Origin of the sequence: Gemmatimonas sp. (assembly GCF_041689975.1) — a bacterium.
In the GTDB taxonomy this organism is placed as follows: Bacteria; Gemmatimonadota; Gemmatimonadetes; order Gemmatimonadales; family Gemmatimonadaceae; genus Gemmatimonas.
Window position 1 is genome coordinate 30747 of record NZ_JBDNFF010000243.1, and the last position, 9715, is coordinate 40461.

9 protein-coding genes are annotated in these 9715 nt (G+C 65.5%); 2 read left to right on the forward strand and 7 right to left on the reverse strand.

Features of this window, described 5'->3' with window-relative positions; all coding sequences use genetic code 11:
• Position 1: 1 nt before the first annotated feature.
• The 5 genes from ACESNG_RS15585 to tilS all read right to left on the reverse strand — a co-directional run bounded on the left by ACESNG_RS15585 (position 2) and on the right by tilS (position 6578).
• A complete protein-coding gene (locus ACESNG_RS15585) occupies positions 2 to 685 on the reverse strand; it encodes a YggS family pyridoxal phosphate-dependent enzyme (protein WP_373062073.1) in 684 nt (227 codons plus the stop codon).
• 11 nt (positions 686 to 696) lie between these two features.
• Positions 697 to 2544, reverse strand: a complete 1848-nt coding sequence (locus ACESNG_RS15590; protein ID WP_373062071.1) for a protein O-mannosyl-transferase family — start codon at positions 2542 to 2544, stop codon at positions 697 to 699.
• A gap of 103 nt (positions 2545 to 2647) precedes the next feature.
• Positions 2648 to 4633: an ATP-dependent zinc metalloprotease FtsH gene (ftsH, locus tag ACESNG_RS15595; RefSeq protein ID WP_373062069.1), complete on the reverse strand. Its 1986-nt coding sequence runs from the start codon at positions 4631 to 4633 to the stop codon at positions 2648 to 2650.
• A gap of 12 nt (positions 4634 to 4645) precedes the next feature.
• Positions 4646 to 5209 carry a hypoxanthine phosphoribosyltransferase gene (gene hpt / locus ACESNG_RS15600; protein WP_373069656.1) on the reverse strand — a complete coding sequence of 188 codons (564 nt, stop codon included), beginning with the start codon at positions 5207 to 5209 and terminating at the stop codon, positions 4646 to 4648.
• Positions 5202 to 6578 carry a tRNA lysidine(34) synthetase TilS gene (tilS, locus tag ACESNG_RS15605; protein ID WP_373062065.1) on the reverse strand — a complete coding sequence of 459 codons (1377 nt, stop codon included), beginning with the start codon at positions 6576 to 6578 and terminating at the stop codon, positions 5202 to 5204. Before tilS ends, hpt begins: the two co-directional genes overlap by 8 nt.
• Positions 6579 to 6713: 135 nt before the next feature.
• Here tilS and ACESNG_RS15610 point away from each other — a divergent pair, with 135 nt between their 5' ends.
• On the forward strand, positions 6714 to 6869 hold the full coding sequence (locus ACESNG_RS15610; protein WP_373062063.1) for a hypothetical protein: 156 nt from the start codon (positions 6714 to 6716) through the stop codon (positions 6867 to 6869).
• A gap of 217 nt (positions 6870 to 7086) precedes the next feature.
• Here the strand turns inward: ACESNG_RS15610 and ACESNG_RS15615 are convergent, their stop codons facing one another.
• On the reverse strand, positions 7087 to 8415 hold the full coding sequence (locus tag ACESNG_RS15615) for an ammonium transporter (RefSeq protein ID WP_373062061.1): 1329 nt from the start codon (positions 8413 to 8415) through the stop codon (positions 7087 to 7089).
• Positions 8415 to 8825 (reverse strand): P-II family nitrogen regulator, encoded by a 411-nt coding sequence (locus ACESNG_RS15620; protein WP_373062059.1) that lies wholly within the window; start codon positions 8823 to 8825, stop codon positions 8415 to 8417. The genes ACESNG_RS15615 and ACESNG_RS15620 overlap by 1 nt, the downstream gene beginning before the upstream one ends.
• A gap of 147 nt (positions 8826 to 8972) precedes the next feature.
• Between ACESNG_RS15620 and ACESNG_RS15625 the strand changes: the two genes are divergently transcribed.
• Positions 8973 to 9494, forward strand: coding sequence for a type 1 glutamine amidotransferase domain-containing protein (locus ACESNG_RS15625; RefSeq protein WP_373062057.1), 522 nt, complete (start codon positions 8973 to 8975; stop codon positions 9492 to 9494).
• Positions 9495 to 9715: the final 221 nt, after the last annotated feature.

Sequence of the window (9715 nt, forward strand, 5' to 3'; positions counted from 1 at the left end):
ATCAGGTCCGACTGCCGAACAGCATTGTGCCCAGCCGTACATGCGTTGCGCCTTCTTCGACAGCGATTTCGTAGTCGCCCGACATGCCCATGCTCAACCACTCGGCCCCGAACCCGGCCGCCTGCAGCTGCGACCGCGCGTCCCGCGCGCCATGGAAGACGCCACGCAATACCGATTCATCGGCATCGAACGGCGCCATCGTCATCACGCCCCGGACTCGCAGATTGCTGCAGGCGTGGAGGCGCTCAGCGACGGTCGGCAGTTCGTGGAGCGCAAACCCACTCTTAGTGGACTCCCCGCTCACGTTGACCTGCACTAGCACCTCGAGCACCCGCTGCGCCACGCCGGCCGCGTCGTTGAGCGCGACGGCAAGCCGTTCGCTATCGAGACTGTGGACGAGGTCGAACGTCGCGGCATTCTTCGCCTTGTTGCGCTGAAGATGACCGATCAGATGCCAGCGGACCGGCACCGGCACCTGCGCCATCTTTGCTTCGGCTTCCTGCACTTTGTTCTCGCCCACATCGTGGACGCCCGCGTGCCAGGCCGCCAGAACGGCGTCGGGACCATGGGTTTTCGTGACCGCGATCAGGGTGACGTCCTGTCCGTGTCCGCCCCGTGCGCGTGCGGCGGCGATGCGCTCACGAACCTCCGCCACCATCGTTGCGACATGGTCCGAAATTGGCATAGCACATAAGGTTAGGGAGCATTGCACGACGACACAAGTAACGGGTCGTCGATACGCCGCACTTGCGTACAACGCAGCAGCGACTGCATCTGCGCCACGGCCGGATCGGCGCCGGCCGGGATAGGGGCGAGCACGGAGCGAGGCACCTGCTCCCGCGCGCGCGCCAACGCGGGGGCATCGAGCGTGATCGCGCCCCGCGCAGTACTCGCCGACGGCGCATAGACCAGCCCCTGCAACGCCCATCCCTGCGTCCGGTCGATGCGATCGCGGTCGGGACGGGCCAGCAAGGTGCTGACCCGCACGTCGCGCCCGTCTTCGGTGGCGTGGATCATGACCGACCGCAGCGTGGCCTCGAGCCCCGGCCAACTGCGCACCGCCTCGGGCGGTAACAGCCGACGCTTGGCGAGCGACTCGCGGTACCACGCGGCGCCGAGGAGCGGCACCGTGACCACGGTCACATCCGACCGGTAATCTTCCACCTGCTGCAGATACCAAAGCGGAAACGTGTCGTTGTCACCGGCGGCGAGCAGCACCCCGCGCTGCGGTACCGCGTCGAGCAGGAGCCGGGCGTAGGCGCGTGGCATCATCGCGATCGGCTCACGGGTGCGATCCATCACGGAACGATTGGCCACCAGCGGCACGGCGCCGAGCAGCAGCGGCAAGGCGGCGATCGGCGCTGGCAGGCGTTTGGAGAACGCCGCCGCGATCGCGGCAAGACCAGCCCCCGCCAATAGTCCCCAGCTCCAGAAACCGAGTACGAAGAAGTAGTCGCGTTCACGCGCCTCATGCGCTGCGCCGGCCGGAATGAAGCTGCCGCCGAACGTGGGACCAGCACGCATGTTGAGCCAGCAGGCCACTCCCATGGTGCCCGACAGCAGCAGCACCAGCATGGCGCGCCCTACCCGCGCCTCATAACGCCACACCGTGCGCAGCCCGATCGCCGCCAGCCACACGAACGACAGGGTAAGCAGGGTGCGCGGCACGGACGGCGTGGGGAACGGATGGACGCCGAACGCGACCTGCCAGTCGGCCCACTCGAACACGTTCGCCAGCTGCAGCCAGAGCGGCGCCATGCGCGGCAGCAGTCCGGCAACTTGGTACTGCTCGCGGCGCAGCACAGCCACCAGCGCCCGCAGCGAGTCGGGATGACCCGACGCCAGTTCGGGCCCGGCAGCGTACAGCAGCGGAAGCACGGCCACCGCCGACACACCGAGCAGAGCGAGCGCGCCCCAGCCGATCACATCGAGCCGCCGTACACGAGGGCCGCTCCACGCGAACACCAGCGCGGCCGGCAGTGCCACCAATACACTCAAATGCAACGGCACCGCGATCGCCGCCATGAACACGATCAGCGCGCGCGCGCGGCGACACGCGTGATCCGACACACCAGGCCGACCGGCATACTCGCCAGCAGCGAGCATCAGCGCCGAGCAGAGCAACGACAGCGCATACACTTCGGTCTCGGTGGCATTACTCCAGACTGTCGTCATCGTGCCGGCGACCACGGCGCCAACTACGGCACCACGCGATCCAATCCACCGTCCCAGCATCGACGCACCGACACCGCCCACCAACGCACTCGCCAGCACCGACACCATGGTCACGGCACGTGCCGGTCCGGTATTGGAGAACAGGTTCGAGACCACGTGCGCGATGAGCACCCAGAGCGGAGTGCCCGGCGGATGCGGAATGCCGAGCGTGCGCGCCGCCGTCACGAGTTCCGTGGCATCCCAAAAGGTGAGATCCGGCGCGGCCGTGGCGAGATACGCCGAGAACAGCACCACAACGGCCACGACCGGGGCGATGATCGACGGTGGTAGCTGAAAACGGGCGCGCGGCGGTCTTCGCGTTGTGGTCAACCCGCCAACGTCACGCGACGACCCCGAATTCGAGGCCGTCGCGCCGTGTGCACTGCATTTCCTGCACGTTGCTGAGGTCCGTCACGCCGGACCCAGGTCGCGATTATGCAGGGGCGATTTCCGGACCGCCCAGCATCGGCGGCGCGATCGGACGGGCCACCGGCACGGCCGGCGTCGCCAGCGTTTGCGGCATCATCGGCATGTCGGGCGGCAGGCGCGGCGGCAGTTCCTTGCCGGCCTTGAGCAGCAAAATGTCGTCACGCGTGAGCGTCTCGCGCTCGAGCAACTGCGTAGCCACGATGTCGAGCAGCGAACGATGCTCGGTGAGCACGGCGACGGCCCGAGCATGCGCCTCGAACGCCACGCGTTTCACTTCGGAATCGACCAGCTGCGCGGTCTGCTCGGAGACCTCCCGACGCGTCTGGATGTCGCGACCGAGAAAGAGCTCCTGTTCGACGTCACCAACCAGGATCGGCCCGATGGTATCGGAGAGTCCCCACTGCGTGACGTACCGACGGGCGATGCTGGTGGCCTGCTGAATGTCGCTGGCCGCGCCGGTGGTGACGCGGTTGTGACCGAACACGATCTCTTCGGCGGCACGACCACCGTACGCCATCACGAGCTTCGCTTCGAGCTGCTCGCGGGTGACCGACACCCGATCATCCTCGGGAAGCGTGAAGGCGATACCGAGCGCGCGACCACGCGGCACGATGGTGACTTTGTGCAACGGATCGTTGCCGTAGACCATCATCGCACACACCGCATGTCCGGCTTCATGAAACGCCGTGAGACGACGCTCATCGTCCTTCATGACGAGCGACTTGCGCTCGGCGCCCAGCATGACGCGATCCTTCGCTTCCTCGAGATCGCTCATGTAGATCTTGTCGTGACCCTTTCGGGCCGCGAGCAACGCGCCTTCATTCACCAGATTCGCGAGGTCGGCGCCAGCCATGCCCGGGGTACCACGCGCCAACAGATGCACGCTCACGTCTTCGGCCTGCGGCTTGTTGCGCAGGTGGACCTTGAGAATACCCTCACGGCCGCGGAGATCCGGCGCGTCGACCACGATCTGACGGTCGAAGCGGCCCGGGCGCAGCAGCGCGGGGTCGAGCACATCGGGACGGTTCGTGGCCGCGATCAGGATCACGCCCTCGTTCGACTCGAAGCCATCCATTTCCACGAGCAGCTGGTTGAGCGTCTGCTCGCGCTCGTCGTGACCACCACCCATGCCGGAGCCGCGATGGCGACCGACGGCATCGATTTCATCGATGAAGATGATGCACGGCGCATGTGCCTTGCCCTGCTCGAACAAATCGCGCACGCGCGAGGCGCCGACGCCGACGAACATTTCCACGAAGTCGGAGCCAGACATCGAGAAGAACGGACGGGCGGCCTCACCGGCCACGGCTTTGGCGAGCAGCGTCTTGCCGGTACCCGGAGGACCGACCAGGAGCGCACCCTTCGGCAAGCGACCACCAAGCTTGGTGAACTTCTGCGGATCCTTCAGAAACTCGATGATTTCTTGCAGTTCGACCTTCGCTTCATCGGCACCGGCGACGTCGGCAAAGGTGATCTTGGGCGTGTCGCCGCTCAGCAGCTTCGCCTTACTTTTGCCGAACGAAAACGCCTTGTTACCGCCCGATTGCATCTGGCGGAACAGGAAGATCCAGAAGCCGATGAGCAGGATATACGGCAGCATGGTGATGAGCAGACTGCCGAAGTTCGCACGCGGCTCGGTGGCGTTGGTCCGCACACCACGCTCGAAGAGGCGCGCCTGCTCCTTTTCGGCGGAGCCCGCCACCAGACGCGTGACAAACTTCCGCGCCTCGCGGTTGTTCACCCGCACCGGTTGGTTGAATTGACCAGCCAGCACGTTGTCGGTCTGGAACGTGGCCGTCTTGATGTTGCCGACTTCGAGTTGCTGTCGATACGCGTTGTAGTCGAGTTCCGGCGCCTGCGATTCACGACCGTTTCCGTACGTCAGGAACGCGGTCGGAATCAGGATCACGAGGATCCAGAAGGACAGCGTCTTGGAGAAGCGTCCCCAGTTGAACGGCTTCTTCGGCGAGGGCGTCATGTTTGTTGCCATGGGTTGAGCGCCTTACTGCAGGCTGGCGACATACGGGAGGTGCCGAAAATTCTCGGCGTGGTCTAGCCCGTAGCCAACCAGAAATTCGTGCGGCGCATCGAACCCGATGAACCGCGTGGGATGATGGAGCTCCGTCGCGATGTGCTTGTGCAGCAGCGCGCAGATTTCGAGCGAACGCGGCTTCCGGTCGCCCAACAGCTCGATGAGCCGATTGAGCGTACGACCGGAATCCACGATGTCTTCAACTAACACAATGTGTTTCCCCTCCAGTTCCGTTTCCGGATCGTAGAGAAGACGCACCACGCCGCTCGATTCCATCGCGTCGCCGTACGACGAGGCCACGAGGAAATCGACTTGCAACGGGCGCTGGATGTGGCGCACGAGGTCGCTGAGAAAGATAAAACTGCCCTTGAGCAGTCCCAGCACGAGCAAATCACCATCGGGATACGCCGCCGTGATCGCCACGCCCAGCTCCTGCACACGCGCGGCAATAGTGGCGGCATCGTACACGATACGCCTCACGGCACGGCCGTCGAGGCGAGGATCTTCCGCGATGGGTTGGCTCTGCTCAGTCACACTCGGGCTCACACCGGTACCAGATCAACTCCGACCGACCGGGCCGGGACGGTGCCGCGAGAGCACGGCAAACTCCAGGAACCCACACGAGCTCGTTGGCGACGAGCAAGACCGGCCACGTTGGCCGATCCAATGCGGGTATATGTGCTGCTGAAAAGTATCGCGTGACGCGCCTCCCTGCTGGCGCACCAGCGGTTCGGATGCGATCTCCTGCGGTCCAGACGCGCAGCACGACCTGTTCGCCACGGGGGAACCCCATGGACCACAGGTCCTGCTCCATACACTCGCCGGGTGGTGGCGCGGTGTGCAGTCGTCGCCAACGGAACCGTCCGAAGCGCGGTGGCAACGTTTCGGAGACACCAGACCACGCACGTGACGCGTCGCGAACCCGTGGCGGCGACACCCGCCGCACTTCGTACCGATCGCCGACTGGTTCGCCCGCAGCAGCGCCCCGTCGCAGCACGATCGCTCCACCTGAGACACAAATACTCGAGCCACGCTTCCCTGATCTGGTAAACTTCACGAGCTCGCGAGTTCCTTTGGCGTCCAGTGTCACACCGGCGCGGGCGCAGATTGCAGGCCACAGCACACCGCGCCCTTCGCTGGAGGTGGACTCCAGTGCCGCCGCCGGGCAGGACACCCGATCGAGCGACGGCGACACGGCAAGGCCGATCGCATCGACGTGCCCTTCGACCTCGCGTCGCCACGACGCCGCCTTCTCGGCGCTCGCGAGGATCTGGTCAGCGAAGCCGGGCGTCGTCGCCTCGAGCGCCGGCAGCAGCTCGTGCCGAACACGTCCGCGCAGGAAGGCGCGCGAGACGTTCATCGGATCATCGAGATAGGCAACCTTCTCCAGCGTCGCCCAGCGGGCCAGCTCAGCCCGCGATACACCGAGCCAAGGGCGCACCACGCGCGAGGGCGCGGCCAATGCCGCCAGGCCGCGCGCACCCGCCCCACGCATGAGACGCATCACGACAGTCTCGAGCTGGTCATCGCGCGTATGCGCCGTGGCCACCCGCGCCTTGTAGGCGCGGGCGATCCGGCCGAGAAAGTCCCATCGGGCCGCGCGCCACGCCGCTTCACTGTGGCCCGGCGTGCGCGACCGCTCGCGCACCACCGTGAGCCCCAGTCGGCGCGACTCCGCCGCCACCAGCGACGCCGCCTCGGTCGCGTAGTTGCCGGTGCCGTGGTCGAAAGTGGCCACCGCCGCGATGCGCTCAGGGGCCCACCGCGCCACGGCCTGCAGCAGCACCATGGAGTCGCGCCCCCCGGAGACAGCCAACACGAGCGGACCAACGACGGGCGCCATGGCCACCTCGAGCGACGCGTGCAGCAGTGCCTCGGGCGGGAAGATTGTCAGTTCGGACATGCTGGACTGATCGCCCACCGACGTCGACGCGTCAACCACCCCCTACCTTCCGGCCGCCCGGTCGCTTACTCTTTTCTTCACTTGGCGGGCACACGCAGCTGCGTGCCCGGCATCAATCGACTTCGGAGACAGACAGTGGAATTTCACGGAACGCTGGGCACCATCTGGGCGTCGTTGGGGATGACCGCGTATTACATGGCGCTGATCTGGATCAACGCCCTGCTCGTACTTTTCCTGTCTCCGCTGTTCATGATCCCGCTCACGTGGCTGCAGGATCGCACGAAGGCGTAAGAGGGGCGTTGGCAAAGATAAGGAGTGGGGCGCTCACGTGATGGTGAGCGCCCCTTTCGTTTGTGGGACGGCGGAACTGCCGACTGCTCAGGAGGCAGGAAGGAGGGTATCAGGGGGCAGGAAGCAGGTGAACGGCGCGAGGTGCCTGCACCCTCCCTCCTGATACCCTCCCTCCTGATACCCTCCCTCCTGCCTCCTGAGCTGTTGGCGGTTGGCCCTACGCCCGCCTCGCCACCACACTCTTCATGTCACTCGCCGACAGCACCACCGCGTCTCCCAGTGCCGTGCGTCGACCGGTCAAGTCACTCAAGTCGCTGCCGTGATACGCTTCCTCGCCATGTTCGGCCAGATCGATGCCCTGCACTTCCGCGTCGACGCGTATGCGTAGCGGCATCACCAGCTTGAGGGCGGACAGAATGCCGAAGCTCGCGGTGCCGGCGAAGGCGACCGTGGCCACGACGGCGAGCACTTGAATGCCCACCAGCGACGGGTTGCCGCGCAGCAGACCGTCGGCGCCGATGGGGTTCACATCCTTCGAGGCGAAGACGCCCGTGAGCACCGCGCCCATGATGCCGGCCACGCCGTGGCAGGCGAACACGTCGAGCGTGTCGTCGAGCGAGGTTTTCGCGCGGTAGTGCAGCACGAAGAACGACATGGGTGCGGCGAGGACGCCGATCGCCAACGCCGACATCGGCGTCACGAACCCCGCAGCGGGGGTGATGGCGACGAGGCCGACCACGGCGCCGGTGGCTGCGCCGACGGCGGTAGCGCGGCCGCCCTTGTATAGCTCGAGCAACATCCATGTAAGCAGGCACGAGGCCGCGGACGCGTGCGTGGTGACGAGCGCGTTGGCGGCGATACCATCGGCCGCGAGCGCGGAACCCGCGTTGAAGCCGAACCAGCCGAACCACAGAAGGCCCGCGCCCAGCAGTGCGAACGGCACGTTGTGCGGCACCGTCGGGACGCGTTTGAAGTCGCGTCGTGGCCCAAGCACCTTCGCCAGTACCAGCGCGGTAATGCCGGCGCTGATGTGCACCACCGTGCCGCCCGCGAAGTCGAGCGCGCCGAGCTTGCGCAGCCAGCCGCCGTCGCCCCAGACCCAATGCGCGAGGGGATCATACACCAGCGTGGTCCAGATCAGACCGAACGTGAGATACGCCACAAACCGCATGCGATCGATGATCGCGCCCGAAAAGAGCGCGACGGTGATACCGGCGAACATCGCCTGAAACGCGGCAAAGAGCAGATGCGGCAGCGCGGCGGCATAAGTGGGATTGGGCGCGGCGGTGACTCCCTGAAAGCCGAGGAAGCTCAGGCCACCGATCCAGCTCGAGCCCGGACTGAAGGCGAGACTGTAGCCGAAGAGCACCCACTGCACCGTCACGATCGCCAGCGCGCCCAGACTCATCAGCATCGTGTTGAGCGCGCTCTTGCTGCGAACGAGTCCACCATAAAAGAAAGCCAACCCGGGCACCATCAACAGCACGAGAGCCGTCGAGATCAAGACCCACGCGGTGTCGCCCGAGGAGATCGTCGGCGCCGGCATCAGTAGTCGTCCTTGTCGGGGATCCGCATTTCATGCTGCGTCTGTCGCATGATCTCGTCGGCATTCACGGCCGTGAGCGCGTGATTGTCGCGCTCACCCGTGCGGATGCGCACCGTGTGATCGAGCGGCAGCACGAAGATCTTGCCGTCGCCCACGTCGCCCGTGCGCGCGCCGTCGCAGATCGCGTCGATGGTGCGCTCGACGAACTCCTCCGAGCAGGCTATTTCAATCCGGACCTTCTCGTGGAACTCGAGCACCACCGATTCTCCGCGATACTGTTGTACCACGTCCCGCTCCCCACCGTGCCCGCTCACACGGGACAGCGTCATGCCGGTCACGCCGACCTGAAAGAGCGCACGTTTCACATCCGCCAGCTTCTCCGGACGAATGATGGCGACGATAAGCTTCATGGTGTATAGGGCGAAGGGCGGCCGGTCGCAGTACGATTCCCGGGAATAGCTGCACGCCGTGGGGAGCGTTTCCGGCTTCGCCGTATTCTACTGCACGGGCGCACCAGCTCGCTGGCCTCCGCCTCTTTCCCGAATTTGAGATTCGCTATGTCGACACTCGGCACGATCGCCATCCTCGTCGGACCCGACTACGAAGACCTCGAGGTCTGGTATCCAAAGCTCCGCCTGGAAGAGGCGGGCTATCACACGCCGCTGATCGGCAACGGCGAGGCGAGCTATCACGGCAAATGGGGCTACCCCGCCACGATGGACGGTCAGGTGGCCGACCTCGATCCGACCACGCTACGCGGCATCGTGGCGCCCGGCGGATGGGCACCCGATAAGCTGCGACGCGATCCGTCCGTGCTCTCGCTGGTGCGGAGCGTGTACGAACAGGGCGGCGTCGTGGGCACCATCTGCCACGGCCCCTGGATTCTCATCTCGGCCGGCATCGTGCGCGGAAAGCGCATGACGTCGTCGCTGGGCATTCGGGATGACCTGACCAACGCCGGCGCGATCTGGGTCGACGAGCCCGCCGTAGTCGACGGCACCATCGTCAGCGCGCGCGTGCCGAAAGACCTGCCGGCGTTCACGCGGGCGATGCTGCACGTACTGAGCGAAACTCGGTAGGGATCGGCCAGCTCGACGTCGATCACGCTGCCTCGTCCAAGGCCGCAGCAACGGCCACCGCACCGGAAACAGCGAAAAACCAGAATACGGATAAATACGGATGGACGGAAACAGCACAGGATAAGATTAAAAGCGCTTTTGGCTTATCCCGTCTGGTTTCCGTCCATCCGTTTCATCCGTGTTCCAGCTGTTGCGCTTCGCTGTTGCGCTTCGCTGTTGCG

What these genes read in the sequence shown, in the direction of transcription:
- ACESNG_RS15585 (WP_373062073.1), bottom strand. Translation starts at nt 685, where the DNA reads ATGCCAATTTCGGACCATGTCGCAACGATGGTGGCGGAGGTTCGTGAG.
- ftsH (WP_373062069.1), bottom strand. Translation starts at nt 4,633, where the DNA reads ATGGCAACAAACATGACGCCCTCGCCGAAGAAGCCGTTCAACTGGGGA.
- tilS (WP_373062065.1), bottom strand. Translation starts at nt 6,578, where the DNA reads ATGTCCGAACTGACAATCTTCCCGCCCGAGGCACTGCTGCACGCGTCG.
- ACESNG_RS15615 (WP_373062061.1), bottom strand. Translation starts at nt 8,415, where the DNA reads ATGCCGGCGCCGACGATCTCCTCGGGCGACACCGCGTGGGTCTTGATC.
- ACESNG_RS15620 (WP_373062059.1), bottom strand. Translation starts at nt 8,825, where the DNA reads ATGAAGCTTATCGTCGCCATCATTCGTCCGGAGAAGCTGGCGGATGTG.
- ACESNG_RS15625 (WP_373062057.1), top strand. Translation starts at nt 8,973, where the DNA reads ATGTCGACACTCGGCACGATCGCCATCCTCGTCGGACCCGACTACGAA.